Origin of the sequence: Acinetobacter faecalis (assembly GCF_034187745.1) — a bacterium.
Classification (GTDB): domain Bacteria; phylum Pseudomonadota; class Gammaproteobacteria; order Pseudomonadales; family Moraxellaceae; genus Acinetobacter; species Acinetobacter faecalis.
Window position 1 is genome coordinate 244,041 of record NZ_JAXHPF010000003.1, and the last position, 24,728, is coordinate 268,768.

Annotated in this window: 30 protein-coding genes; 17 read left to right on the forward strand and 13 right to left on the reverse strand. The window is 34.3% G+C overall.

Going from position 1 to position 24,728, the window contains the following annotated elements:
* The first annotated feature begins 1 nt into the window (after position 1).
* The 6 genes from SKM54_RS04855 (at position 2) to SKM54_RS04880 (ending at position 4,415) form a co-directional block, all read left to right on the forward strand.
* On the forward strand, positions 2 to 604 hold the full coding sequence (locus tag SKM54_RS04855; protein WP_154771624.1) for an OB-fold-containig protein: 603 nt from the start codon (positions 2 to 4) through the stop codon (positions 602 to 604).
* 459 nt (positions 605 to 1,063) lie between these two features.
* Positions 1,064 to 1,255: a cytochrome oxidase putative small subunit CydP gene (gene cydP, locus SKM54_RS04860; RefSeq protein ID WP_154771623.1), complete on the forward strand. Its 192-nt coding sequence runs from the start codon at positions 1,064 to 1,066 to the stop codon at positions 1,253 to 1,255.
* The gene (locus SKM54_RS04865; RefSeq protein ID WP_321087346.1) at positions 1,255 to 2,841 is read left to right on the forward strand and encodes a cytochrome ubiquinol oxidase subunit I; all 1,587 of its coding nucleotides are present in this window, start codon (positions 1,255 to 1,257) and stop codon (positions 2,839 to 2,841) included. The genes cydP and SKM54_RS04865 overlap by 1 nt, the downstream gene beginning before the upstream one ends.
* Positions 2,838 to 3,983 carry a cytochrome d ubiquinol oxidase subunit II gene (cydB, locus tag SKM54_RS04870; RefSeq protein ID WP_321087348.1) on the forward strand — a complete coding sequence of 382 codons (1,146 nt, stop codon included), beginning with the start codon at positions 2,838 to 2,840 and terminating at the stop codon, positions 3,981 to 3,983. The genes SKM54_RS04865 and cydB overlap by 4 nt, the downstream gene beginning before the upstream one ends.
* Positions 3,984 to 4,007: 24 nt before the next feature.
* Positions 4,008 to 4,109: a cytochrome bd-I oxidase subunit CydX gene (cydX, locus tag SKM54_RS04875; protein ID WP_154771620.1), complete on the forward strand. Its 102-nt coding sequence runs from the start codon at positions 4,008 to 4,010 to the stop codon at positions 4,107 to 4,109.
* 3 nt (positions 4,110 to 4,112) lie between these two features.
* Complete coding sequence (locus SKM54_RS04880) at positions 4,113 to 4,415, forward strand: cyd operon YbgE family protein (protein ID WP_321087350.1); 303 nt, start codon at positions 4,113 to 4,115, stop codon at positions 4,413 to 4,415.
* A 49-nt stretch (positions 4,416 to 4,464) separates the two neighbouring features.
* Here the strand turns inward: SKM54_RS04880 and SKM54_RS04885 are convergent, their stop codons facing one another.
* The 4 genes from SKM54_RS04885 to SKM54_RS04900 form a co-directional block, all read right to left on the reverse strand.
* Positions 4,465 to 5,091: a DUF6988 family protein gene (locus tag SKM54_RS04885; protein ID WP_321087352.1), complete on the reverse strand. Its 627-nt coding sequence runs from the start codon at positions 5,089 to 5,091 to the stop codon at positions 4,465 to 4,467.
* Positions 5,092 to 5,144: 53 nt separating this feature from the next.
* Positions 5,145 to 6,230 carry a chorismate synthase gene (gene aroC / locus SKM54_RS04890; RefSeq protein WP_321087354.1) on the reverse strand — a complete coding sequence of 362 codons (1,086 nt, stop codon included), beginning with the start codon at positions 6,228 to 6,230 and terminating at the stop codon, positions 5,145 to 5,147.
* 12 nt (positions 6,231 to 6,242) lie between these two features.
* Entirely contained in the window at positions 6,243 to 7,253 is a 1,011-nt protein-coding gene (prmB, locus tag SKM54_RS04895) for a 50S ribosomal protein L3 N(5)-glutamine methyltransferase (RefSeq protein ID WP_321087356.1), read from the reverse strand.
* 91 nt (positions 7,254 to 7,344) lie between these two features.
* A complete protein-coding gene (locus SKM54_RS04900; protein ID WP_321087359.1) occupies positions 7,345 to 7,740 on the reverse strand; it encodes a lysozyme inhibitor LprI family protein in 396 nt (131 codons plus the stop codon).
* Positions 7,741 to 7,896: 156 nt separating this feature from the next.
* Here SKM54_RS04900 and SKM54_RS04905 point away from each other — a divergent pair, with 156 nt between their 5' ends.
* The 4 genes from SKM54_RS04905 to SKM54_RS04920 all read left to right on the forward strand — a co-directional run bounded on the left by SKM54_RS04905 (position 7,897) and on the right by SKM54_RS04920 (position 11,122).
* Positions 7,897 to 8,202 carry a hypothetical protein gene (locus tag SKM54_RS04905; protein ID WP_154771616.1) on the forward strand — a complete coding sequence of 102 codons (306 nt, stop codon included), beginning with the start codon at positions 7,897 to 7,899 and terminating at the stop codon, positions 8,200 to 8,202.
* Between the two features lie 152 nt (positions 8,203 to 8,354).
* Positions 8,355 to 9,728 carry an ABC1 kinase family protein gene (locus SKM54_RS04910; protein WP_321094490.1) on the forward strand — a complete coding sequence of 458 codons (1,374 nt, stop codon included), beginning with the start codon at positions 8,355 to 8,357 and terminating at the stop codon, positions 9,726 to 9,728.
* A 115-nt stretch (positions 9,729 to 9,843) separates the two neighbouring features.
* Positions 9,844 to 10,329, forward strand: coding sequence for a GNAT family N-acetyltransferase (locus SKM54_RS04915; RefSeq protein ID WP_321094492.1), 486 nt, complete (start codon positions 9,844 to 9,846; stop codon positions 10,327 to 10,329).
* 235 nt (positions 10,330 to 10,564) lie between these two features.
* Positions 10,565 to 11,122 carry a thermonuclease family protein gene (locus SKM54_RS04920; RefSeq protein ID WP_321094494.1) on the forward strand — a complete coding sequence of 186 codons (558 nt, stop codon included), beginning with the start codon at positions 10,565 to 10,567 and terminating at the stop codon, positions 11,120 to 11,122.
* 78 nt (positions 11,123 to 11,200) lie between these two features.
* On the opposite strand, the gene SKM54_RS04925 is transcribed toward SKM54_RS04920, so the two are convergent.
* Entirely contained in the window at positions 11,201 to 11,692 is a 492-nt protein-coding gene (locus SKM54_RS04925) for a hypothetical protein (RefSeq protein WP_321090409.1), read from the reverse strand.
* Positions 11,693 to 12,231: 539 nt separating this feature from the next.
* On the opposite strand from SKM54_RS04925, the gene SKM54_RS04930 reads away from it, so the two are divergent.
* Entirely contained in the window at positions 12,232 to 12,378 is a 147-nt protein-coding gene (locus tag SKM54_RS04930; protein ID WP_321087371.1) for a hypothetical protein, read from the forward strand.
* A 101-nt stretch (positions 12,379 to 12,479) separates the two neighbouring features.
* On the opposite strand, the gene SKM54_RS04935 is transcribed toward SKM54_RS04930, so the two are convergent.
* Both SKM54_RS04935 and SKM54_RS04940 read right to left on the reverse strand, forming a co-directional pair.
* Entirely contained in the window at positions 12,480 to 12,854 is a 375-nt protein-coding gene (locus tag SKM54_RS04935; protein WP_321094496.1) for an acyltransferase, read from the reverse strand.
* An 11-nt stretch (positions 12,855 to 12,865) separates the two neighbouring features.
* On the reverse strand, positions 12,866 to 13,015 hold the full coding sequence (locus tag SKM54_RS04940; RefSeq protein ID WP_321094498.1) for a hypothetical protein: 150 nt from the start codon (positions 13,013 to 13,015) through the stop codon (positions 12,866 to 12,868).
* A gap of 552 nt (positions 13,016 to 13,567) precedes the next feature.
* Here SKM54_RS04940 and SKM54_RS04945 point away from each other — a divergent pair.
* Positions 13,568 to 15,484, forward strand: a complete 1,917-nt coding sequence (locus SKM54_RS04945) for an acyltransferase family protein (protein ID WP_321094500.1) — start codon at positions 13,568 to 13,570, stop codon at positions 15,482 to 15,484.
* 42 nt (positions 15,485 to 15,526) lie between these two features.
* On the opposite strand, the gene fumC is transcribed toward SKM54_RS04945, so the two are convergent.
* On the reverse strand, positions 15,527 to 16,921 hold the full coding sequence (fumC, locus tag SKM54_RS04950; protein WP_321094501.1) for a class II fumarate hydratase: 1,395 nt from the start codon (positions 16,919 to 16,921) through the stop codon (positions 15,527 to 15,529).
* Positions 16,922 to 17,053: 132 nt separating this feature from the next.
* Positions 17,054 to 18,058: an SDR family NAD(P)-dependent oxidoreductase gene (locus SKM54_RS04955; protein ID WP_321094503.1), complete on the reverse strand. Its 1,005-nt coding sequence runs from the start codon at positions 18,056 to 18,058 to the stop codon at positions 17,054 to 17,056.
* 68 nt (positions 18,059 to 18,126) lie between these two features.
* Between SKM54_RS04955 and tusD the strand changes: the two genes are divergently transcribed.
* Genes tusD through SKM54_RS04975 form a run of 4 tightly spaced genes read left to right on the forward strand, consistent with a single transcriptional unit; the run spans position 18,127 to position 19,544 of the window.
* A complete protein-coding gene (gene tusD, locus SKM54_RS04960; protein WP_321088656.1) occupies positions 18,127 to 18,495 on the forward strand; it encodes a sulfurtransferase complex subunit TusD in 369 nt (122 codons plus the stop codon).
* 43 nt (positions 18,496 to 18,538) lie between these two features.
* Positions 18,539 to 18,889, forward strand: coding sequence for a hypothetical protein (locus SKM54_RS04965; RefSeq protein ID WP_321088655.1), 351 nt, complete (start codon positions 18,539 to 18,541; stop codon positions 18,887 to 18,889).
* A 16-nt stretch (positions 18,890 to 18,905) separates the two neighbouring features.
* A complete protein-coding gene (locus tag SKM54_RS04970; protein ID WP_154771606.1) occupies positions 18,906 to 19,190 on the forward strand; it encodes a DsrH/TusB family sulfur metabolism protein in 285 nt (94 codons plus the stop codon).
* A gap of 42 nt (positions 19,191 to 19,232) precedes the next feature.
* Complete coding sequence (locus tag SKM54_RS04975) at positions 19,233 to 19,544, forward strand: TusE/DsrC/DsvC family sulfur relay protein (protein ID WP_321088653.1); 312 nt, start codon at positions 19,233 to 19,235, stop codon at positions 19,542 to 19,544.
* Between the two features lie 63 nt (positions 19,545 to 19,607).
* Here the strand turns inward: SKM54_RS04975 and gltS are convergent, their stop codons facing one another.
* Both gltS and SKM54_RS04985 read right to left on the reverse strand, forming a co-directional pair.
* Complete coding sequence (gene gltS, locus SKM54_RS04980) at positions 19,608 to 20,831, reverse strand: sodium/glutamate symporter (RefSeq protein WP_321094506.1); 1,224 nt, start codon at positions 20,829 to 20,831, stop codon at positions 19,608 to 19,610.
* Between the two features lie 149 nt (positions 20,832 to 20,980).
* Complete coding sequence (locus SKM54_RS04985) at positions 20,981 to 21,565, reverse strand: YceI family protein (protein WP_321088651.1); 585 nt, start codon at positions 21,563 to 21,565, stop codon at positions 20,981 to 20,983.
* A 320-nt stretch (positions 21,566 to 21,885) separates the two neighbouring features.
* Between SKM54_RS04985 and mqo the strand changes: the two genes are divergently transcribed.
* Positions 21,886 to 23,529, forward strand: coding sequence for a malate dehydrogenase (quinone) (gene mqo / locus SKM54_RS04990; RefSeq protein WP_321090378.1), 1,644 nt, complete (start codon positions 21,886 to 21,888; stop codon positions 23,527 to 23,529).
* Positions 23,530 to 23,594: 65 nt separating this feature from the next.
* Here the strand turns inward: mqo and SKM54_RS04995 are convergent, their stop codons facing one another.
* A complete protein-coding gene (locus SKM54_RS04995; RefSeq protein ID WP_321094508.1) occupies positions 23,595 to 23,810 on the reverse strand; it encodes a hypothetical protein in 216 nt (71 codons plus the stop codon).
* A 64-nt stretch (positions 23,811 to 23,874) separates the two neighbouring features.
* Positions 23,875 to 24,570, reverse strand: coding sequence for a hypothetical protein (locus tag SKM54_RS05000; protein ID WP_321094510.1), 696 nt, complete (start codon positions 24,568 to 24,570; stop codon positions 23,875 to 23,877).
* Between the last annotated feature and the right edge of the window lie 158 nt (positions 24,571 to 24,728).

Genomic DNA, 24,728 nt, shown 5'->3' on the forward strand with positions numbered 1-24,728 from the left:
CATGTATAATTTTTTAACAGATGTAAACTTACTTCCTTTCCATTTAAGTTTATTGATTTTAATAATTCTAAGCATGGCGGAAACTGTTGGTTATTACATTAATCTAAAGCCAAGTAATGTATTTTCCCAAATTTTCCCAAAACAACTGACTGAATCCCCCCTCGTCAATGTAAAGTTTTCAAAACTACTCATTTTTATATTTTTACTGCTTAACTTTAGTGTTGCAGGCTATTTCATCCAATTTGCAATTTTTGCAAAACAACACGCTTTTGTTGCTTCATATTACATTATTATTCCTGCACTAATCATTGCTGTTTTCTTTACCGTTTTTATGATTCATTGCTTAGACCAAGTCATTAAACCTAAAACAGCCAAACAAAATATCAGCCTTATTGGTCGTTTAGCAACAATTTCAAGCGGTCATGCACGACCAGGTTTTTCTGCTCAAGCACGTATAAGAGATCAGTTTGGGCGACTTCATTACATACAAGTAGAGCCTGAATTTGGCGAACTCGAATTTCAAACTCAAATCATTATTGTTCGAAAAAAGAAATCTCACTACATTGCCAAGAAAATTGCTAAATCAACAGATCTATTCATTTAGCACATCGCTCTTATTGGGCAAAAAGCACAGCTAAAATTCTCCAAATTTACCCCATACTAACGTCCACACTATTCCTCCATAGCGTGTAACTACGTACATCTTCCATAAAAAAACTACATTTTCACTTAACAAAAAAAATCAAATTATTTTAAGTCTACTAAAATATAACCAACTAAAACACTTGGTTTATTTTGCCAATAAAAACACATTTAAAATAAATGAAAATCATTTTAATTATAATAATATACCATATTGGTTGGTTTATTTATTATTATATATAAGTGTTTTAGTCGGATTTATTTAATAAAATAATCTAGTTTAATAAAAAAACATTCGAATCATAAGCTATTGTTTTAACTAAATTAATTAAAATATTTATATTTATACTGATCGGTCTATTTATTTTATATAACAAATGTTTAATAATATAAATATTGTTTATTTTTAAGACTTAGTAATATGAGCTTAGTCCCTAAGAATCTGAATAAAAGAGTCACCCGAGAAATAGCGATCATTTTAATTATTAAGGTTGCTATTTTACTCGTCATAAAAAATATTTGGTTTGACGCCCCAACTATTCCCAAAAATTTTGACAATCAAGTTGCCGAGCGTATTGCTGGCAGCACATCCCAAACTAAGGAGACACGTTGATGATTACTGAAAGCGTGGTCGATTTATCGCGGTTCCAGTTTGCAATGACTGCGATGTATCACTTTATTTTTGTACCGCTGACTTTAGGTCTTGCATTTATTCTTGCCATTATGGAAACCACCTATGTGATTTCTGGTAAAGAAATTTATAAGGACATGACCAAATTCTGGGGCAAATTATTCGGTATTAACTTCGCGCTTGGGGTAACTACTGGTTTAACAATGGAGTTCCAGTTCGGTACTAACTGGGCATATTACTCACATTATGTAGGTGATATTTTCGGTGCTCCATTGGCTATTGAAGGCTTAATGGCTTTCTTCTTGGAATCTACATTTATTGGCTTGTTCTTCTTTGGATGGGATCGCCTGTCTAAAGTGCAACATTTAGCAGTAACTTGGTTAGTCGCTTTCGGCTCAAACATGTCTGCTTTATGGATTTTGGTTGCCAATGGTTGGATGCAAAACCCAGTCGGCTCAGCATTCAACTATGAAACCATGCGTATGGAGTTAGTGGACTTCGGTGCCTTAATCTTTAACCCCGTTGCTCAGGTCAAGTTTGTACATACTGTATCTGCAGGTTATGTAACAGGTGCAATTTTTGTACTAGCTATTTCTAGTTACTACTTATTGAAAAAACGTGACTTACCATTTGCTCGTCGTTCTTTCGCTATTGCTGCAATCTTCGGTTTAGCATCTACACTTTCAGTTATTTTACTTGGTGATGAATCAGGTTACGAAATTGGTGATGTACAAAAAACTAAACTTGCTGCAATTGAAGCAGAATGGGATACACACCCTGCACCTGCTGCATTTACGCTATTTGGTTTCCCAAATCAGGAAACTCAAACAACAGATTACGCAGTTAAAATTCCATATGTTATGGGGCTAATTGCAACACGTTCTACTGATACTGAAGTAATGGGTATTAAAGATCTTATCGCTCAACACGAAATTCGTATTCGTAACGGTATGATTGCTTACTCTCAACTTGAGCAATTACGTGCTGGTGATGAATCTGAAACACTTAAAGCAGCATTTGCAGACTCTCAAAAAGATTTAGGCTACGGTTTACTTCTTAAGAAATACACGCCAAATGTTGTAGATGCATCTGAAGAGCAAATTAAAGCTGCTGCTAAAGACACTATTCCACATGTACCAAGCTTATTCTGGTCATTCCGTGCAATGGTAGCTTCAGGCTTCTTAATGCTTGTATTGTTTGCTTTCGCTACATTTGCTGTTGCAAAACGCAATGCTGAAAACAAACCTTGGTTATTAAAGTTCGCCCTATTCTCTCTACCACTTCCATGGATTGCTGCGCAAACTGGTTGGTACGTTGCAGAAGTTGGTCGTCAACCTTGGACAATTGGTGAAGTACTTCCTACACACTTATCTGCGTCTTCATTGAGCACTGGTGATGTATGGGGTTCAATCATCGCATTAGCATCGTTCTACACAGTATTACTTATCATTGAAATGTACTTAATGATTAAATTCTCTCGCCTAGGTCCAAGTTCTCTTCACACTGGTAAATACCATTTTGAAAAACTTGAAGCTGCACAAAAGGCAAATGAGGAGTCTCAAGCATGATCGAATATGAACTACTCAAAATAATCTGGTGGGTACTTGTAGGTGTTTTACTTATTGGTTTCGCATTAACAGATGGTTTCGATATGGGCTCAATGGCAATTATGCCATTCGTAGGTAAAACAGATGACGAACGTCGTGCGGCAATCAATACGATTGCCCCACACTGGGATGGTAACCAAGTTTGGTTCATTACCGCAGGTGGTGCATTATTTGCTGCATGGCCAATGGTTTATGCAACAGCATTCTCTGGTATGTACTGGGCGCTGTTACTCGTACTCTTTGCCCTGTTCTTACGGCCTGTAGGTTTCGACTACCGATCTAAACTTGAAAACACTCAATGGCGTACGTCTTGGGATTGGGGTTTAGCTGTAGGCGGTGCAGTTCCAGCATTAGTATTTGGTGTTGCTTTTGGTAATATGTTCTTAGGCGTACCCTTCACATTAGATGAAACTGTACGTTCTACATACACTGGTAGCTTCTTTGCTTTACTTAATCCATTTGCACTTGTGTGTGGTATTGTAAGCTTATCAATGCTTTGCGCTCATGGTGGTGCTTGGTTAATGCTTCGTACAGATGGTGACTTACGTGCTCGTTCTGCTAAAGCAACTCAAATTATGGGTATTGTATTCCTAGTTTGTTTCTTAGGCGCTGGCGCATGGTTATACTTCGGTAATATCCAAGGTTACACGCTTGTTCAACCTTTCGATACAAATGGCGTTGCTAACCCACTTGCAAAAGAAGTACTTACAAATGCCAACCCAGGTTGGATGAATAACTACAGCACCTATCCAATTACAATCATTGCTCCTGTACTTGCTATTTTAGGCGCATTAATTGTGATTCCTGCTGCTGGTAAAGCAAAAGCTGGTTTAAGCTTCTTAGGTACAAGTCTTGCTGTTATTGGTGCAATTTTAACTGCTGGTTTTGCATTGTTCCCATTCTTAATGCCATCAAGCCTTAACCCAACAGTAAGCTTAACCATGTGGGATGCAGTTTCAAGTAAAAATACACTTATAGTAATGACTGTTGCAGCATGTATTTTCGTACCATTGATTCTGATTTACACAACTTGGTGCTACTACAAAATGTGGGGCGTTATTACTAACAAACATGTTCAGGACAATACGCATAGCCTTTACTAAGGTCTATGCTTAGGAGAATAAATTATGTGGTATTTTGCTTGGATTCTCGGTGTATTGATGGCATGTTTCGCTGGTGTGTTAAGTGCCCTTTACATTGAACACAATCACGATTTAGACGAGGAATAAGTCATGAGCGATGTTGTAATGGAAAATCAAAATGTAGATCCAAAACCTAATAAGTTTGCAATGATCATTTCTTGCCTTTTGGCTTTCCCACTTGCAGCCGTCTTATTACTTCATCCTGCAGCTATGTTGGATGCAAACGGTGAATATAGCCATCGTGCCATGATGTTTATTATGATTGGTATTTCTGGTGGATTTGTTCACGGTGTTGGTTTTACACCAAGATTTTGGTTCTGGAAATGGATTTTTAGCCCTTTCCTTTCATGGCCTCTAATGCTGTGGGGCTACTACACTTGGTTCTTAACCTAAACCAATCCTTATCTATAAAAAGAGCGCGATATGCGCTCTTTTTATTCTTTTAATTATTATTTATTTGCTTATCATCAACTTGTAGGCAATCTGAAAAACGCTTTCCAATTTCATGAATTTTAGTTTCAATTCCTGCATGTCTAAACAGTAACTGAGCAATCATTGAAATTAAATTATTGGATTGGCAAATAATCTGTTTTTCTAATTTATTGCCTAATCCTATTTGATCATGCATAAATGAATATTTACCCGTATGCACTACTGAATTTAAATGATTAACTGAATAAATTTGAAATTCTCGAAACTGCTTAACAAGCCCTTCAATTTCCTTAACGTGAGATAACTCATCTAATGTTTTAGAAATCATAGGAACTTTATGATTTTCTAGCCATTCATCCATAGTTCCGCAATCAAGTTTTAATATTTCGTCATTTGATGCTACCAAGAGAATCCAATACGAACGTAAAACTGATTCGAATTGCATTCGAAAAATACCTAAAGCAGATGCATATAACTCTTGTTCTATTAAAACTCTTACCGCTATTCCATGTTTAATGGATATTTCACAACAATGATAAGCAAGTTTGGTTCTAACACCAGCGTCAAGTAGTACTCTATCATTCAACTCATCATAAATAGCATCAATAAGTTGATTTGAACGTTCATGAATATTCACAAATATCCCCAATAAAAAACCAGACATAAAGTCTGGTTTTAATTTAAAACAATTTAAATCGGTTCAAATGGTGCAACCACATCGGCATTTTGTGCACGATGACGCATAAAGTGATCCATCAACACAATTGCAAGCATTGCTTCTGCAATTGGCGTTGCACGAACACCTACGCAAGGATCATGACGACCTTTAGTCAACACATCGGCATTTTCACGTTCAATAGTAATTGTTTTACCTGGTGTCGTAATAGATGCTGTTGGTTTCAAAGCAATCGCAACACGAATGTCTTGCCCACTTGAAATACCACCTAAAATACCACCGGCATGATTTGCCAAGAAACCATCTGTAGTTAATTCATCACGTGTTTCATGACCGAATTGTTCTGCCACACCAAAACCATCGCCAATTTCAACACCTTTTACAGCGTTAATTGACATCATGGCATGTGCAATATCTGCATCTAAACGATCGAATACAGGCTCACCCCAACCCACAGGGACTTGAGTTGCAATAATCTCTAGTTTTGCACCACAGCTTGTACCTTGCTCACGCAATGACGTTACAAGTGCTTCAAAACGTGGAACTGCATCCGCATCGCCACAGAAAAATGGATTATTTGGAACTTCATTCCAATCTAATTTTTCAGCTTTTTCTGTACCAATTTGAGTGACATGACCACGGATTTCAATACCGAATTTTTCGAACAAAAATTTCTTGGCAATTGCACCTGCTGCAACACGCATTGCAGTTTCACGCGCACTCGAGCGACCACCACCACGGTAATCACGGAAACCGTACTTTTGTGTGTACGTATAATCTGCATGACCTGGGCGGAAAGTTTGTGCAATGTTGCCATAATCTTTCGATTTTTGGTCTGTATTGCGAATAAGTAAACCAATTGATGTACCTGTGGTTTTACCTTCAAATACACCTGAAATAATTTCTACTTCATCTGGCTCTTTACGCTGAGTTGCAAATTTAGATGTACCTGGTTTACGGCGATCTAAATCTTTTTGCAAATCTGCTTCAGACAGTTCAATTCCTGGTGGAACGCCATCGACAATAGCCATAAGACCAGCGCCATGAGATTCACCACAAGTCGTTACACGAAACAGTTGTCCAATACTATTACCTGCCATGTTTACGACTCCTTATGAATTGATAGATTGAATAAATAATTCACGGTACTCACGGCATTGCGCTGCTGTTAATGCAAATATGCCCGAACCGCCTTTTTGGAACTGTAACCAGTAGAAATCTACTGTGTTAAAGTTTTGCTTCATTGCCCATTCAGAGTTACCCACTTCAATCACAATTAAACCATCTTCAGTTAAGTAATCTGCTGCTTGCGCTAACATTTTACGTACCAAATCTAAACCATCCTGACCTGCGGCAAGTGCCATTTCAGGTTCGTGATGGAATTCGTCTGGTAAATCTGCCATATCTTCTGCATCCACATATGGAGGATTCGACACGATTAAATCATATTGATTTTCAGCAGGAATTTTTTCAAATAAATCAGACTCAAGCAATGCAACATTAAACTGTTGATTGTGATGTTCACAGTTAATTTGCGCCACTTCTAAAGCATCTTTAGAAAGATCTGTTGCATCTACTTCAGCTTCTGGGAATGCATAAGCCAAGGCAATTGCGATACAACCTGAACCTGTACACATATCTAAAATACGACGTGGCATTTTAGGATTTGGATTTTCAGGAAGATTATTCACGCCTTCACGTGCTTCGTGATTTTCATCTAAACAGTATGGTGCAAAACGGTTTTGAATAAGCTCTGCAATTGGTGAACGTGGAATAAGTACACGCTCGTCTACATAAAAAGGTTTACCATCAAAATATGCCAAGTTTAATAAATATGATGTTGGCATACGCTCGTTAATACGGCGTTCAAATAAACTCAAAACTTCTGCTTTTTCACTTGGTAATAATTTCGAATCTAGAATTTCTGGATTTGCGTTCCAGTCTAAAGATAATGTTTGTAATACCAATGCTGCACTTTCAGCAACATAATCTTCTGTACCTTGCCCTAAGTGCGCATCGTATTGACGTAATGCTGTTACACCAAAGCGAATAAAATCACGAATTGTGCTTAGGTTTTCAGCGGCTTCCTGAATATGTTCAGGGCTAATAGTCGGGCGATCCACTTTAAGGCGTCTCCAAAGTCATATGTCTTAAGCGCCTTATAATACCTTGTTTTAAACAATTTTTAATATTTTGATTGTTTAATTTCCACAATTATCTACTTAATGTTTTATTCTTTACTTGTACTTCAAGCATATCTGCACGTGAACTTGTGAATCGTAATGAACATCCAATATTTGCTGAATTAAGTTGCTTTGGTTTTTTATTGATTAAGCCACACGATACATCACGTTGCTTTTCCCAGTTTATTTGAATGATATTTAAGTTACTTTTTTCTTGTTCATTTGAAAGTGCTATATTCTTTTTAAAGAATTTTTTCACTCTTTTATTTTGAGCTTTCAGTTCTTTAGATTGGCAAAAATTAATTATCTTAATTTGATTGTTTGATGATTTCATGCATTTAACATATTTCTTAGAAAACCCCATTGAATAGGAATTTACAGCAAATAAACTGCATGCAACAAACAACATACCCTTAAAAAACTTCATATAAATTTCCCCAAATTTAAATTTGAACTTTCAATTTATTATTAAAAACTTAATTGCCACTGTATATACCATTTTTTCAGCAGGCTTTCAAAATTAACATTGATTCTTCAACAATAAACCCTATATATATAATTGTCTTAATCGGTATTTAATTTTATGAGCTACAAACATAATAACTTAATGGCAATACGTACAAACTACTGGAATGATACCCAAAATCCTGATGTATTAATTGAAAAAGAGTTTTTACAAATTACTTTAAGCGAACAAAATATTTATGCTGAACCTTCTTTAGATGATGCTAAATACCTATTTTTTAATTTACCGAGCATTATTATTGTTAAAGGCTATGCCCTTGGTTTTATGAACAATAGTGTTAAAAGTATGATTCATGAGTTTATTGAAACACATAAAGTCGAGCTACAAAATAAAGCCGAAATTAAAATGAAATATCGAATGTAAAAGAAATGTTTGGCACACTTAGGCTATTAAATGTTCAAATCTAAAACAAACTATGCTTTTTAAGCACTTAAACTTTTTTAATACGTGAAGTCTTTGTAAAATTTAGTACAATCTAACCAAACTGCAATTTGCTTATTAAAGGTTTTATTTAAATGTCGGATCAGCACGATAAGCTCAAAAACTTAAAAACCTCCTCTATGGATCGACGCTTATCCATTGCTAAAGCATCTTTATTGGCGGGTACACGTTGGGCTGCGTCAAATGCGACATCTATTTTTTCAAGTGAAGAAGAAAAAGAAAAGAAACGTAAAAAAGCAACCAAAGAACAAGCAGATTACCTTGTTGCAGAAATAGGTAAATTAAAAGGTTCAATTGTTAAAATTGGACAAATGATGGCTTTATATGGTGAACATTTTTTACCAGAAGAAGTTACTCAAGCACTCAATACTCTCAATAATCAAACTGTAGCACTTGCTTGGCCTGCAATTCAGGCACAACTTCAAGCGCAACTTGGTTCAAAACTAAATGATCTTACGATTGATCCTGAGCCAATTGGTACAGCTTCTCTTGCCCAAGTTCATCGTGCAATTCGCAATGCTGATGGTTTAGAACTTGTACTTAAAGTTCAATATCCTGGGGTTGCAGATGCCATAGATTCAGACATGAATCTATTTAAAAATATGCTAAAACTCACACGAATTGTGCCGCAAACACGTGAATTCGACCAATGGTTCGAAGAAGTTCGTGAAATGATGCATCGTGAAGTAAATTATAAAATTGAAGCTGAAACCACACGCAGATTTGGCGAACGTTTAAAAGACGATTCACGCTATGTTGTGCCTGAAATTATTGATGAGCTTTGCACGAATGAAGTCTTATGCATGACTTTTGAGCGTGGCGTACCTATTAATAGCCCTGTTATGCTTTCATTGCCTCAGGAACGTCGCAATAAATTAGGTGAAGCATCACTTGAAATTGCTGTTCGTGAAATTTTTGAATGGGGCGAAATGCAAACCGATCCGAACTTTGGTAATTACCTTGTTCGCTTAGGTAATGGCGCAGATATTGAAGATAAAATCATTCTTCTAGATTTTGGCGCAATCCGTCAATTCGACATACATTTACTTTCGGTTGCGAAAAATCTAATTCAAGCTGGTTATGATCACGATCCTTTAGCGATGGTGAATGCAATGACTGGCTATGAATTTTTCGATTCAATTCCGCAAAGCATTAAACCAGACATGGCAAAAGTGTTTTTATTGGCAACTGAAGCATTTAGTAGCCCTGAAAATAATGACAACTTACCAGAAGGTGTAATGGATGAAAATTACCGTTACGACTGGAAAAAAAGCATGCTACATAGTCGTGTAATGCAACGTGCATCTAAATCGATGGCTTCACGTTATTTCAGCGTTCCACCTAAAGAATTTATGTTTATTAGCCGTAAATTTATTGGCGCATATACCTTTATGACTGTAATTGAAGCAAAAACCAATGTACGGGCAATGGTTGCTAAATATATTTAATATCAGCCAAATAGCTTTTCTTATTTAAGTTGTAAATTCATTTATTTATGTGGGATTTTTATATTATAAAATGATATAAACGTCCCCTATCTACACACATTTAAGTCCATTTCTTATGTACTCTCTACGCACTATTCAAATTCAAGACAACGCACAACTTGCTCAAATTATTCGTGAAGTTTCTAAAGAATTTGGCTTAGCACCTGAAGCAGGTTTTGCCGTTGCAGACCCAATTTTAGATGACTTATATACCGTATATTCACAAGAAAATGCGCAATATTGGGTAGTTGAAAATGAACAAGGTCAAATTTTAGGTGGCGGTGGAATTTCTCCACTTCAAGGTGATAGCACTACTTTAGAAATCCAAAAAATGTATTTTTTAGCTGAAATTCGCGGTTTGGGCTATGCTAAAAAAATATTGGAAAATGCTTTTGAATTTACAGAAAAACAAGGTTTCAAATCTTGCTATTTAGAAACGACTAAAGAACTTTGGCAAGCTGTAAAACTCTATGAAAAATTAGGCTTTAAACATTTAACTGCACCTAAAGGCAATACTGGTCATAGCCATGCCTGCGAAATTTGGATGGAAAAACAAATCTAAATTGCACAGCATCAATATATTTGAATTTTAGTTTAAATATATTGATGCTTTTTTAAACAAAAATAATAAACCAATGAACAAAATCTGCTTGCCTTGATCAAAAAATAATTCATTAAATTTCAATTAAATCATTTGCTTAATTATCAAACTTTATATTTTTTAATTTCAATTAAACTTCAATTCCTTTTCTTTATGACCGTACTTATTCACATAAATAAGTCGGATTCTTGCGTTTATGCTTTCAAGTTTATCTGTAGAGTGGCTTCTTGCGATTGGCATTTCCCTTGGTATTTTATTGATATTTATTTTAAGGAAAATTCATTCATTTCTGAGTAATTTTTTTAGACCTTTTAAGAAAGGAAAAACGTATTGGTGCCGTGTAACTGCTGTAAGTGATGGAGATACTCTCACCTGCTATCGACTCAATTTAAGACGCTCACAAACTAAAATCCGCTTTGCTTATATTGATGCGCCTGAATCGAATCAAGAATATGGTGATGAAAGCCAAAGATTGGTGAAAAAATTAGTCTATCGTAGATTTGTTCGTATCAATATTACCGATGTAGACCGCTATGGTCGCTGTGTTGGTATTGTTTATCGTAGAACACGCAATGTAAATGAAGAGTTGGTTAAACGTGGTGCCGCTTGGGTATATGAAGAATATATTAAAAATGCCAATAAACGTCAGCATTGGATGGCTTTACAAAATCAGGCAAAAAAGCAAAAGAAAGGCTTATGGAAAAAAGCTAGACCTATCCGTCCTAGCATATATAGAAAACAGGCTAAATCTTAAGTTTAAAAGCTAGAATTTTCATATAAAAAATCCTCCTTATTGGAGGATTTTTCAATTCTATAAAACAAATACTTAATTTTAGAATTTTGCGTTTAATACATTTTCTGAAACTTTGTTTTTCCAAAGATCGCGAAGCGTTGGTAAATAGAATTTTTCACCTAATTCAACAAGTTCTGCATCAATAAGTGCATTCACTTCATGCATAAATAAATAGTCAAAATCTACAGAAAATAGTTTTGTTTGCGACTTTTTATATTCTTTTACTTTTTGCTGAGCTTTTTTCACTAAAGTATCTGCAAAAGATTTGTCTTTATATTGAGAAATTGCATTTAGACGTAATTCGATAATACCCCAACCACTAAGTAGCAATTGAAATTTCTCAAAATCGGCAGTGGTCGACTCCCAAGTCATTTCATCTAAATTTTCATTTTCAGGCAAAACAGGAAGTAGAAGTTCCATCACGCTTGGGAAAATCTTTTTTAGACTTAAAATAAATTTAACTGGATGCTCACCCGGATAATCCTTAAATTGAACCTGTTTTTGAACATCTGTCAAATAAATATCGAGCATTAGAAAAAACCTTATATAAGCAATTGTATTTTAACAACTTTATTTTTACCTCGCAAAATAAATGCAAAACAAATGCAAAACGTTAAAATATTGAAAAAGTATTTTAACAATTGTGACATTTTATTCAAAGTAAATAATGCCCATATAAAATATGTTTGTTCAATTTTCAAAGATCAATTTATGTCTAAGTTATCCATCGATAAAAATTTGAATTTATTTTGTACAATCTATACATTTTTAAAATTAGAATGAAAAAGTGAGACTTTGATGAACACTTAATAAAAATGTAAATGCTACTATTCACATAATGTATACAGCATGTAATGTAACAACATGAGACCAACCTTACTTATTATTTACAACAAAAGATTAATCAACACTTTATACAATTAATACAAAAACTCATTGAAATATAAATGAGATATAAATCTTATTATTCTACATATCTCCACACTTGACCCGTACAGCAACCACAGTGTTAATGCTTTAAAAGCTTACATTAGATATTCCACTTACGAGTATGAGAAAGGAAATAGAAAATGTCAGATTTTAATGATTTTTCAAAAAAAGCAACTTCTATCACTAAAGCTAGCACTGCTCAAACGGCTAGCACTCCAGATTCGAAACCTGAGCAAAAACCTACAGGTGTACCGCCAACAACGGATAAACCTACTCAACCGAAATAACAATTAAGTATTAATGCTCTATAGTTCTAATAATGCATTATCCCGCTAGCAACGGGATTTTGTTTATTTCGCTATTCATAAATAATTTATTAATATGGAATCTACAGTCTCAAATTAAAGACATCGACAACGTAATTTCGCTTCCAAGCAAAAATTAACAATAATGGCCAAATAATATAGAATTGCTCTTCAATACCAAGACTCCATAAGTGAAGTAATGGCTTTGTTTCTGTAGCCGCATCGAAATATCCAGCTTCACTCCATAGAACTAAATTAGCAACAAAGCCTATTCCTGCCGCGACTAACTTACCTAAAGAACTAAACTCATCAGGTGATAAGAGGAAAAAACCGAATATAAATGTTGCTGTTATAACAAGCAATAATGCAGGGAAAATACGTCTAATTCGTCTAGAATAAAAATCTAAAAAACTAAATGTCTCATTTTTTAGATTTTCATAAATAATTGTTGAAATCAAAAAACCTGATATTACAAAAAAATATCAACCCCAATAAACCCTCCTCTTAATGCAGATGGGAAAGCATGGAATATTACTACTGCCAGTACAGCAATAGCTCTTAATCCATCAATATCTGGCCGATATTTGGGGTGTGATAAATGGGGGCGTATCTCAGTCATTATTTAACTCTCAAATTCATTTTTAACTTGTGATCTATAAAACTCACATATAATAAATAAAAAATATTTATATTTACCAATATTAAAGACATTAACCATAATTTTTATTAGTAAATTCACACATGAGATCCATTTTTCAAACTATTCTCTAAATTTATCTTGGCTCAGTAATAAAATAGCACCCTTTAAGAATAAATCCTCAATTAAGGGTTTTTCTAATTAGAACGCTATTACTTAATATTTGGTGAAATCATTTGTTCGGGTCTTACAACCCATTCCTAATAACCTACATATTCGATATGAAGTCAAACCGTGAAAAAATTGATGAGATTTTATATAACTTTTTATGGCAGTTTCAAACTCAGTAATTGCTATTAAAATACGGTGAAAGTTATAGAATAATATGCAAAGAAAGACTACAAAACTGATTGTTGTTGATCTGAATTTGGTTACTGTGAAACAGTTTAAATATAATTAATTAAAGATTTATTATTCAAGTTTATATAAACTTACAAAGTTTTCAGTATCAACAATTTAAATAAGTTGCTATAAATGAATTTTAGACACGATATAAATGGACTTCGCGCAATAGCTGTACTGGCAGTTGTTATTTTTCACTTTAATCCACAATGGTTGCCTGGTGGATTTGCAGGGGTAGATGTTTTCTTTGTCATTTCTGGATTTTTAATGACGTCTATTATTTTTAATGGCGTAGAAAAAAATACATTTAATTTATTCAAATTTTACAATGCTAGAGCAAATCGAATTATACCTGTTCTTGCAGCTATGTCAGCAGTGTTACTTGTATTTGGTTGGTTTTATATAATTCCATCAGAATATGAAAAGCTTGCTAAGCAAGTTGAAAGAAGCGCAGTATTTATTTCAAATATCATGTTTTCTAAAGGTGGAGGTTATTTCGATACGGCTGAGCACACCAAATGGCTACTCCATACCTGGTCTTTATCTGTTGAATGGCAATTCTATATTTTTTTTCCAATTATTATTCTTTTCTTAAAAAAATATATCAAGTTTCAAAACCTCAAACATGTGGTGTTAGGTTTGTTTGCTGCAAGCTTTATCTACTGTGTATATGCTACTTTTAAAGATAGCAAAACTGCTTACTTCCTACTTTCGACCAGAGCGTGGGAGATGCTACTCGGTGGCTTAGCATTCTTATACCCTTTATTATTCAAAAATAAACCTCTTCAAATTAGTACACAATGTTTAGGCTTAGTACTAATCATCGTTTCGTATTTCTTCATTTCTGATGATACATTGTGGCCTGGCTATATGGCTCTAATCCCTGTATTTGGTGCCTATTTAATCGTTTTAAGTAATTATCAAAATAATATTGTTATCAACAATCCTATTTTTGGCCACATTGGTAAATGGTCTTATTCTATTTATGTATGGCATTGGCCTTTAGTTGTTTTAGGTTTCTATTTTTCATTTGAAAATTGGTGGATTTACGGTATCCCATTATCTCTTTTACTTGGGTTCCTAAGTTATCAATTTATCGAAAAAATCAACTTCCCTCGTTACTCATCTTGGAGGGAAATATATAAAGTTAAACCTTTTTATATTTTTTTAATTATTTTTCTTTGTGGATATACAATTAAAGTATTTAATGGATTTCCCGAACATTATCCAGCTAAGATTCAAAATATTCTTAAAGAAGAAGATAATAGCAACCCATATTCTTGCAGAAATGTTAATGAGGATTGCTTCATTGGAAATTCCCAAAATATTAAAGCAATTGTTATTGGTGATAGTCATGCAGATTCGGTTGCCACTGCCGTTGCATCTGCATTTAACGGCAAAGATGAAGGTATTATGACAATGGCAATGGGAGGGTGTCCATTTGTAATAAATGCAAATATTGATGTTAGTGGTTCAGAATGTCCTGACTTAAATAAAAACCGTCTTCAATTAATACAATCTTCAAAATATGAAAATATACCTATCATCTTAATTGCTAGATTTCCTATTCATTTGTTAGGTGAAAATGATCTTGAAAGAACAGGCCGTCGAGGCCCTACTCCACTAATGTATTTTGAAAAAAATGAAGAAAAACGTATCATTCCTGAATATTCATTATTTGAAAAAAACTTAACTGAAACTTTATGTTTTACTGCTCAAAATCATCCGACTTATATTTTACAACCTATTCCTGAGCTTGGTTTGAATGCACCTAGAGAATTGGCTAAAAACATTTTGAATGGTAGAAATACAGACACAAATCTTTTATTTTCTAGCTATTTGAAAAGAACCAATCAAATTAGGGAAATTATCAACCATAGTTCAAAAAAGTGTAATGTAACGGTGTTAGATCCTAGCTCTGTACTATGTAATGATAATAAATGCATATCAACCTATAAAGGGCGACCTATTTACCGTGATGGGGATCATTTGAGTGAATATGGAAATAAACTATTAACACCCATGTTCAAAGATGCATTAAATCCATAATAACTAAGCCCTCATTCGAGGGCTTTTTTTTTCAGATATTCATCACTTCACATTTGGTGAAATCATTTGTTCAGGTCTTACAACTTCATCAAATTGCTCAGCGGTTACTAAGTTCAACTCAACAGCAACTTGCTTTAAAGTCTTTCCTTCTTTATATGCAGTTTTCGCAACTTTTGCTGCATTTTCATAACCAATAACAGGGTTCAAAGCCGTCACAAGCATTAACGAATTATGTAAATATTCATCAATTTTTTCACGATTTGGCTCAATACCTACCGCACAATGCTTATTAAAACTATTACACGCATCACCCAATAATTGAATCGATTGCAAAAGGTTAAATGCAATTACAGGCATAAACACATTTAATTCAAAATTACCCGAAGCACCTGCAACATTAATGGTTGTGTCATTACCCAAAACTTGAGCAACCACCATAGTCATCGCTTCACTTTGAGTTGGGTTTACTTTCCCAGGCATAATACTTGAACCTGGTTCATTTTCAGGAATACGAATTTCCCCAAAACCACAACGTGGTCCACTTGCTAACCAGCGAATATCGTTAGCAATTTTATTTAAGCTTGCAGCCAAAGTTTTCAAAGCACCTGATGCAAATACAGCAGCATCTCTGCCTGCTAAAGCTTCAAACTTATTCGGTGCCGTCACAAAAGGTAAACCTGTTAAAGCGCCCAATTGATCTGCCGCTTTCACCGCATAGTCAGGATGTGCATTTAAACCTGTACCTACAGCAGTTCCCCCCAAAGGTAACTCATACAAACCTGTTAAAGCTTGTTGTAAGCGTTTTAAGCCATGATCTAACTGAGATACATATCCACTAAATTCCTGACCTAAAGTTAAAGGTGTAGCATCTTGCAAATGCGTACGACCAATTTTCACAATATCCGAAAATTCTTTTGATTTTTTATCTAATGTGTCACGTAAATTAGTCACAGCAGGAATGAGCAATTCATTGATTTGTAAACTTGCAGCCACATGAATTGCAGTTGGAAATGAGTCATTTGTAGATTGTGCACGGTTCACATGATCATTTGGATGCACAGGTTTTTGCGAACCCAAAGGATTTCCTAATTTTTGATTAGCAATGTTAGCAATCACTTCATTACAGTTCATATTACTTTGCGTACCAGAACCCGTTTGCCATACTACTAAAGGAAATTGTGTATCCCACTTTCCTTCAATTACTTCATCTGCTGCACCTACAATATATTGTGCCAATTCTGTAGGAATTTGATTTAGCTCTGCATTGGTCATTGCCGCGGCTTTTTTAACTAAACCCATTGCGCGAATCATAGGACGTGGTAAACGCTCACCACCAATTTTGAAATTCTGTAAGCTACGTTGAGTTTGCGCACCCCACATTGCTTCACTTGGAACTTCAACTTCACCCATTGTGTCGTGTTCAATACGTGTTTGCATTTACTACCCCTAAGTTCTGTTCGCTATTGCCAAGCTATAGCAAATTTAGTGTCTTAAATATTGTTGCTTGTAAATTATCATATTTAAAATAAAAACAATTGTAAATGATAATTATTTACAATAACTCATTAATTATGCATTTAATTGCTTTTGATAAAACAGCCATTCATCTTCTATCATTTGTTCGATTGTTTTTTGCGCTTTCCAATTAAACATGCGTTGTACTTTTTCCGACGATGCACCAACTAAAGATAACTCTTCACCTTCAAAATAGTTTGCATCAATTATTGGAATTGCTACATTTGTGACTTTAGAAACAACACCTAATAATTGTTGAATAGAACAATTTTCACCTGAAATATTAAATATTTCATAAGCTTGATTTTGATAATACAACCATTGCAAAGATAAGCTTACAGCAGAGCAAACATCCATTACATGCACAAAGCTTCTGTGCGCTGTTTTATCTTCAGTATTATCATGTTTACGTAATTCTATAAATTCACGCTGACCCGCAGCCACTTGCATTGCCAATGGCACAATATTTTTAGGAAATGGACGTATCAGCTCACCTAAATTCGTGTATTCAAAAGCCCCAGCAACATTGGCTAATCTTAAATTTACGATTTTCCACTCAGGGTCGGTCATATAGGTATCTTTTAAAATATCTTCCGCCATTTGTAGAGATTTAATATATGGATTATTAAAGTGATAATTAAATAAATCTTCTTCTTTTAAATCTAAACTCGATTTTCCATAAACAGCTAAACTTGAAAGATAAACTAAACTTCGCACACCTGTACGTTGCATTGCGCGCAATAAACTCATCATACAACTAACATTTGCATTGTAATACTCAAGTGGTTTAAGCACAGATTCTGTTAAAGATTTAAACCCTGCTGCATGAACCACACTATCTACTGCATATTGTTGAATAATATTCATTAAAGCAGGCGTATTTCGAATATCTACTTTTGCAAATGGAATGTTCATTCCTGTAATAGATTCTAGGCGTTCAAGGTTGCTCATGTCAGTATTGGATAAATTATCGACCAAAAGCACCTCTTGCCCTTGAGCCAAAAGGCTTAAAGCAATGTGAGATCCTATAAAGCCTAATCCACCTGTGACCAAAATCATTGTATACTACCTTTTTCTTATCAAATCAGAATGTCTCCTATTGGGAAACTGTTGATGTGTGAATTTCGATGAGTACTTTATTACTAATAACGTCTGCACCTACTTCTATTCATGCTTGGCATGCGTTGGGTTTAGCCCAAGCTTTGTACAGTAAAAATGAAGATTTTCGTGTTTTCTTCTATCAAGACGGTGTATCTGTTGCCAATGAGTTGCAATGGGTTCCAGATGATCAAAGAAACCTAAAAACCGAATGGCAAAAACTCGAAATTCGTTTGCCTGTTTGCGTAAGCGCAGCACTTGCGCGCGGTATTTGTGATGAAGAAAATGCAAAAAGGCATCATCTTAAGCAACACAATTTGGCGCAAGGCTTTGAATTGGTTGGCTTAGGCGAACTTGCCGATGCTGTTCAATCTACAGAGCGTCTACTGCAATTCTAATCCTGTTTCTCATAAAACTTGTTGCTTTTAAAAGGTAAATTGTGTGAAAAATGTACTCATTATTTTAACTCAAGCTAACTTAGCGAGCTTGCAAACACATGAAAGTTTATCTGCAACAATGGTTCTAGCAACCTTTGGTTGTGAAGTAAAAGTGGTACTACAAGATGCTGCTCTTAGCCTTTTACAATCAGATTTACAGTTCGACCAACTGAAACATGTGTTTAAAATTGCTTCTAATATGGTCGATAGTTTTGAATTTTATGATTTAAGCCCAATTTTTGTAGAAAGCAAAAATAAGGATTCAAATTTTGTTGTAAATAGCACACAAGAAATTGAATTTATTGAGCTAAATGCAGAATATATTCAAATGTTTGATCATGTGTTGTATTGGTAAATAAAGGGACAACGTAATGACAAACAATACACTTTATTTAGTCCAATCTAGTTTTAATGAAAGCCCTGCTATGCTAGAAAAACTAAAACAGCTTTATATTACAAATGATGCTGTGGTTTTAATGGGTGAAGCTATTCTATATGCAAGTGCAGTACTGGCTAATGGTATAAACCAAGTTTATGTATTAGAAAATGAAGCGGAAAATTTAGCACAATTAGAATCTGCACAAATTGAAGTGATTTCATACAACCAATTTGCAGATTTAGCATTAAAGTTTAAACGTAGCATTCGTTTAAAATAATCGATCAATCACATTATTTTTTTACAAGTTTAAAGGCACTTTATGAGTTTAGAATTGGATCAAGATGGTCACTTAGTTGATTACACCATTTGGAATGAAGATGTTGCTCAGGAACTTGCAAATAGTTTAGATCTTGAACTAAGTGAATGGCATTTCCAAATTTTAAATGCTGTACGCCAGTTTTATGCACAATTTGGACATTCTCCTGCAACGCGTCCACTCATTAAATTTTTAATGAAAACTATTGGACCTGAAGTTGATAATGCCGTGCTTCAGGATAAATTCAAGACAGGTTTGGTTGCACGTCACTTAAGTCGTTTGGCGGGTATTCCAAAGCCTGCAAACTGTTTATAAATTAAAAGTTTTACATTAAAAAAGCACCCAATTGGGTGCTTTTTTATAACTCAAATTTTATATTTATCCAAAGAAACCAATAGAAAGCTGAATAACGACTGCATTCACAATATCTACAAAGAAAGCACCTGTAAGCGGAATAACCAAAAAGGCTCTATGCGATGGTCCATAAGTATTGGTTACTGCTTGAATATTAGCAATTGCAGTTGGCGTAGCACCAAGGTTTACACCGCACTGACCTGCACAAAGTACCGCAGCATCATAATTACTTCCCATAATTCTAAAGGTGACAAAGTAAAGATATAGCGCCAACAATATCGTTTGAGCAATAAGAATAATGACCAGTGGCCCTGCCAAATCGGCAAGCATCCAAAGTTGTAATGACATAAGTGCCATAGCTAAAAATAGCGCCAATGAACCATTACCAAATACATCAATACAGCGATCAAACATCTCAATTCTAAAAATATGTTCTAAAATATTCCGTAGCACCACACCGCACATTAAAGCCCAAACAAAAGTTGGAAGCTCGAACCACTGACCTTTTGCAAAATCTGCCATAAAAAATGCAAAGCTAATACATACTGCGAACATCCCCATCGTTTTTACAGCGTCATCTGCTGTAATTAAACGTGTTTTTTCAGGATATTCAAAAGGTGCAATTTCAGATGCTGGAGGTGCTTCATTTCGACCATTTTCAGTCACAATTTCTTCTGCAAGTTGGTAACGACGTATTAAAAATTTAGCAACTGGTCCACCCATCATACCGCCAATGACTAAACCAAATGTTGCACTTGCCATTCCTAAAACAATTGCACCTTGTATGCCATGATCTTGCTCAAACACCGTGCCCCAAGCACCTGCCGTACCATGTCCACCCGTTAAAGTTACAGAACCTGTAATTAAGCCAATTAAAGGATCTAAACCTAAAAGTTTAGCTAAACTAATACCCAATGCATTTTGCAGTAATACAAAAATAATCACACAAATAAGGAAGACAACTAAGGTTTTACCACCCTCTTTTAACTTGCCTAAACTTGCGCTTAAACCCACAGAAGTAAAAAACATGAGCATGAAAATTTGCTGTATGTGTGCATCAAAATTCACAGTAATATTAAACTGTTTAAATAAAATATAAGTAACAACTGCGGCAACTAAACCACCTGCAACAGGTTCAGGAATATTGTATTTTTTTAAAATACTCATTTTATGAACACAAAAATACCCAATTAAGAGAACTAACACCGCAATGACAATGGTCATAAATGCATTTAATTGATAATCCATATTATATCCTTGTTATATTCCAGACACTTATATACAAATAATGCATTATTTTCAGCTTTAAATATGTAATTTTCATTATAAATATAAAGTTATATTTAATTTTAGGTATAAAAAAGCACCCTTTTGGGTGCTTTTAATTTCAAAACAACTTACTTTTTAGCAGGAACAGATGCTTCAGTAGTAATATTTACTGTAATCTTATCACCCACATTTGGCACATATGCACCTACACCAAATGCAGAACGATCAAATGTAGTTGTTGCATTAAAACCAATAGTTTCTAATTTAGTCATTGGATGTATAGCTTGTTGATTTAATACAGCATCTAAAACAACAGGTTTAGTCACATCTTTAATGGTTAAGTTACCTGTAATTTTGAAATTCTTTTTGTCTGTAGTTTCAACTTTAGTACTTTTGAATGTGATGTTTGGATATTTTTCAGCATCAAAGAAGTCAGCTTTTTTCAAATGCTCATCTAAAGCTTTAACGTTTGTATTTAAGCTCGCAAGTGGAATAGTCACATTTACAGATGACTTTTCTGGCTTCGCATTATCTACGTTAATTGTACCTTGAATGTCGCTAAAGTTTGCAGATGGTGTAGAAAAACCAAAGTGATTCCAGTTAAATACTGTTGCTGTATGTGTTGGGTCAATTTGATAAGCAACAGGCTTTGCCATAGAAAGTGTTGCAGCTGAAGCGAATGCCAAACCTAATGCGAGTGATTTAAATTTCATGTTTATATCCTTTTTTGAATATGAATAAGTCTATATTTTTCATTGAAAATTACACTGTTATGTATAAAACGATATGTTGCAAATATGGAACGATTGATTGTTATTAATTTGTAACTAAACAATTGAATCACATAATAAAAATATGTGATTAATACAAAGCTTTATTTATCAAATGGTCAAGTATCACAGCTACTAGAATTTGCGGTTAAACATAGCACCTTATTGTTAATGTTTCGTATTAAGGTTTACATAACTTCACCATAGCTTCTTTTTTTCTTATTTATCATTTGTATATAAGTCAAATAAATAATAGGCATATTATGAAGAAGTTTCTCAAATATCTACTTATTCTAGTCATTATATTATTCATTATTGGGCTCATTTTCTTATTTAGACCAATTGCATCTAAACCTGTTAAATCTGCTTCAGATGAAAAAGTTTTAGATGTTGTACTCATTGGTGGCGGCATTATGAGTGCCACATTGGGTACTTATTTAAATGAACTTGAACCTAATTGGAATATCCGAATGTATGAACGTTTGGATGCTGTGGCAGAAGAAAGTTCGAAAGGTTTAAACAATGCAGGTACAGGTCACTCTGGTTTTATGGAGATGAACTATACCCCTGAAAAAGATGGCAAAATTGATATTAAAAAGGCGATAGATACCGCATCTCAATTTGAAGTGAGTAAGGAATTTTGGTCTTATCAGGTTAAAAATGGCGTACTTGGGCAACCAAAAAGCTTTATTAACCCTGTTCCTCATATTGCTTTTGTTTGGGGTGATAGCGTTCCATATATGAAAAAACGCCATGAAGCTATGACTCAAAACCCAATGTTTGAAGGGATGAAATATTCAGAGAATCCTGAAGAAATTAAACAATGGGCACCTTTGGTTATGCAAGGTCGTGATGCTTCGCAAAAAGTTGCAGCAACACGTATGGATGTTGGTTCAGACGTTAACTATGGCTCTATTACCTCTCAGTTAATTAACAACTTAACCAAACAAGCTCAATTTAAACTTGAAACATCAACTGAAGTTACAGGCATTAGCCGTAACGATGACAATACGTGGACTGTTTCAGTTAAAAACTTGAAAACAAACACAACAAGTCATGTGAAATCTAAATTTGTATTTATTGGTGCAGGTGGTGCAGCAATTCGTTTACTACAAATGACAGGTTTAGAAGAAACTAAACAATATGCGGGCTTCCCTATTGGCGGTATTTTCTTAATGACCGACAATCCTAAAGTGACAGCTATGCATACCGCTAAAGTGTACGGTAAGCCTGAATTGGGTGCACCGCCTATGTCTGTTCCACACATTGATACACGTTATATTGATGGTAAAAAATATGCGTTATTTGGTCCTTTTGCGACATATTCAAATAAGTTCTTAAAACATGGTTCTCAGTTCGATTTAATGGATTCGACCAACAAGAACAATGTTATTCCAATGGCAACAATTGGTTTAGAGAATTTAGATTTGGTGAAATATTTAATTAGCCAAGTTGCAATGACGAAAGAAGATCAATTTAACGAGCTTAAAAAGTATTATCCTGAAGCGAAAATTGAAGATTGGACATTAAACCAAGGTGGTCAACGTGTTCAAATTATTAAGAAAGTGCCAGGTAAAGATGCAACTTTGCAATTTGGTACTGAAATTTTTGCCTCTAAAGATGGTTCTGTAACTGCGTTGTTGGGTGCTTCTCCGGGTGCTTCGACTTCTCCATACATCATGCTAAGTTTGATGGAAAAAGCGTTCCCTGAACAAGTGAAAGGTAAATGGAATGGCAAGCTGCATGAAATTGTTCGTTCTTATGGGCAAGATTTAAGTGCTAACCCTGCTCTTTTAGATCAAGTTCGTACTTATACAAGTTCAACTTTAGGTTTGAATTATACGCCTACGCGCCATGCGGCAAATGATTCTACTGCGGTTGTTCCTGCTGTTGCGAATGCAAAATAATTTATTTCCAATTCCATAAAAAAGATGAGCTTCGGCTCATCTTTTTTTTGTTTTAAATAATGTGATTATTCGATGTCATACACCCAGTTTCGAGCTTGTTTGTCGGTGATGGTTTCACAAACGTAATAGTCGTGATCCCAAGCATCGGGATGAAAAATGTCCTTTTTGGTGTAAATGACATTCTTGCCTTTTTCGACACAGACAAAGCTTTCACCTTGGTCTTTAACTTGTGTTCCGTTGAGGAAACCACCAATGCAGAGGAATCGGGATTGTTTTGCCATTTACATCAACTTACTAAATCATTTTTTAATGTGAGGATTAAATCATGAAAATTCGTATCTTTTACTAAAAACTATCATATTTTTTGATAAAATCACGACCAAAATCAGTTAATTCATAAATTCTACCTTCACCACCTAAATCATAAATAAAATTATTTTTAATCAGTGACTTAATAGCCTCCTCCCATTTCAAATAGCTTCTAGCATCCTTATTTTTGTTTATGATTTGATTATTAAATTGAATGAATAGACCAGTTTGAAAATCTTTTCCTCTTCTTATAAAATTATCCTTACTTAAAGATAAATATTTTAATAGATCTTTCTCAAAGTCATTTAAATTAATTACACTTTTAAATAAATTTTTATTTATTAATTGATTAGCTAAATCATTTTTATCTTTTCTTAAAGTCTCAATTTTATCTTTAGTCATTTTCTTTAAATCTGCATTTTCGATTTTTTCAACAACTTCATCCCTTTTAGCTTGATCAATGATTTCTTTTTCTTGATTTGCTAATTCAATTGCTCTCTTTCTCTCAAGCTCAATTTTCTCTGATAAATATCTACTCTCGCGTTTTAAATCTTGAGAATTAATTCTTTCATAAGCTGATTTAGATAACCAACCAAATAAAACCTTTAACCACGGTGTTATTACAACAATACATAATGCTGCACTAATAGGACAAACTAGTAAACTCCATAAAGTAGTTTCAATCTCGAATAAGGCTATTTTTTCTTGTGCAGTACCAGCTGAGAAAGACAATAAGAATAAGCCTTTCCAATTAAATGCTAAAAAAGATAATACAAAGAATCCCCAATATGGTTCTTTAACACGTTATTAATTGCTTCAAACAAATCTTTCATTCAACACCAAAATTATAATTTTCAAATTAGCTAATATTTTCTTATATAAAAAAATAA

Bases quoted from the DNA above. Each gene is read 5' to 3' on its own strand.
- SKM54_RS04995 (WP_321094508.1), bottom strand. From the start codon at position 23,810: ATGGCAAAACAATCCCGATTCCTCTGCATTGGTGGTTTCCTCAACGGA.
- SKM54_RS04970 (WP_154771606.1), top strand. From the start codon at position 18,906: ATGACAAACAATACACTTTATTTAGTCCAATCTAGTTTTAATGAAAGC.
- SKM54_RS04920 (WP_321094494.1), top strand. From the start codon at position 10,565: ATGCTTTCAAGTTTATCTGTAGAGTGGCTTCTTGCGATTGGCATTTCC.
- cydX (WP_154771620.1), top strand. From the start codon at position 4,008: ATGTGGTATTTTGCTTGGATTCTCGGTGTATTGATGGCATGTTTCGCT.
- SKM54_RS04915 (WP_321094492.1), top strand. From the start codon at position 9,844: ATGTACTCTCTACGCACTATTCAAATTCAAGACAACGCACAACTTGCT.
- SKM54_RS04880 (WP_321087350.1), top strand. From the start codon at position 4,113: ATGAGCGATGTTGTAATGGAAAATCAAAATGTAGATCCAAAACCTAAT.
- SKM54_RS04905 (WP_154771616.1), top strand. From the start codon at position 7,897: ATGAGCTACAAACATAATAACTTAATGGCAATACGTACAAACTACTGG.
- SKM54_RS04945 (WP_321094500.1), top strand. From the start codon at position 13,568: ATGAATTTTAGACACGATATAAATGGACTTCGCGCAATAGCTGTACTG.
- SKM54_RS04865 (WP_321087346.1), top strand. From the start codon at position 1,255: ATGATTACTGAAAGCGTGGTCGATTTATCGCGGTTCCAGTTTGCAATG.
- SKM54_RS04940 (WP_321094498.1), bottom strand. From the start codon at position 13,015: ATGACTGAGATACGCCCCCATTTATCACACCCCAAATATCGGCCAGAT.
- SKM54_RS04930 (WP_321087371.1), top strand. From the start codon at position 12,232: ATGTCAGATTTTAATGATTTTTCAAAAAAAGCAACTTCTATCACTAAA.
- aroC (WP_321087354.1), bottom strand. From the start codon at position 6,230: ATGGCAGGTAATAGTATTGGACAACTGTTTCGTGTAACGACTTGTGGT.
- mqo (WP_321090378.1), top strand. From the start codon at position 21,886: ATGAAGAAGTTTCTCAAATATCTACTTATTCTAGTCATTATATTATTC.
- SKM54_RS04975 (WP_321088653.1), top strand. From the start codon at position 19,233: ATGAGTTTAGAATTGGATCAAGATGGTCACTTAGTTGATTACACCATT.
- SKM54_RS04955 (WP_321094503.1), bottom strand. From the start codon at position 18,058: ATGATTTTGGTCACAGGTGGATTAGGCTTTATAGGATCTCACATTGCT.
- SKM54_RS04910 (WP_321094490.1), top strand. From the start codon at position 8,355: ATGTCGGATCAGCACGATAAGCTCAAAAACTTAAAAACCTCCTCTATG.
- gltS (WP_321094506.1), bottom strand. From the start codon at position 20,831: ATGGATTATCAATTAAATGCATTTATGACCATTGTCATTGCGGTGTTA.
- tusD (WP_321088656.1), top strand. From the start codon at position 18,127: ATGAGTACTTTATTACTAATAACGTCTGCACCTACTTCTATTCATGCT.
- SKM54_RS04925 (WP_321090409.1), bottom strand. From the start codon at position 11,692: ATGCTCGATATTTATTTGACAGATGTTCAAAAACAGGTTCAATTTAAG.
- cydP (WP_154771623.1), top strand. From the start codon at position 1,064: ATGAGCTTAGTCCCTAAGAATCTGAATAAAAGAGTCACCCGAGAAATA.
- SKM54_RS04985 (WP_321088651.1), bottom strand. From the start codon at position 21,565: ATGAAATTTAAATCACTCGCATTAGGTTTGGCATTCGCTTCAGCTGCA.
- cydB (WP_321087348.1), top strand. From the start codon at position 2,838: ATGATCGAATATGAACTACTCAAAATAATCTGGTGGGTACTTGTAGGT.
- SKM54_RS04900 (WP_321087359.1), bottom strand. From the start codon at position 7,740: ATGAAGTTTTTTAAGGGTATGTTGTTTGTTGCATGCAGTTTATTTGCT.
- fumC (WP_321094501.1), bottom strand. From the start codon at position 16,921: ATGCAAACACGTATTGAACACGACACAATGGGTGAAGTTGAAGTTCCA.
- SKM54_RS04855 (WP_154771624.1), top strand. From the start codon at position 2: ATGTATAATTTTTTAACAGATGTAAACTTACTTCCTTTCCATTTAAGT.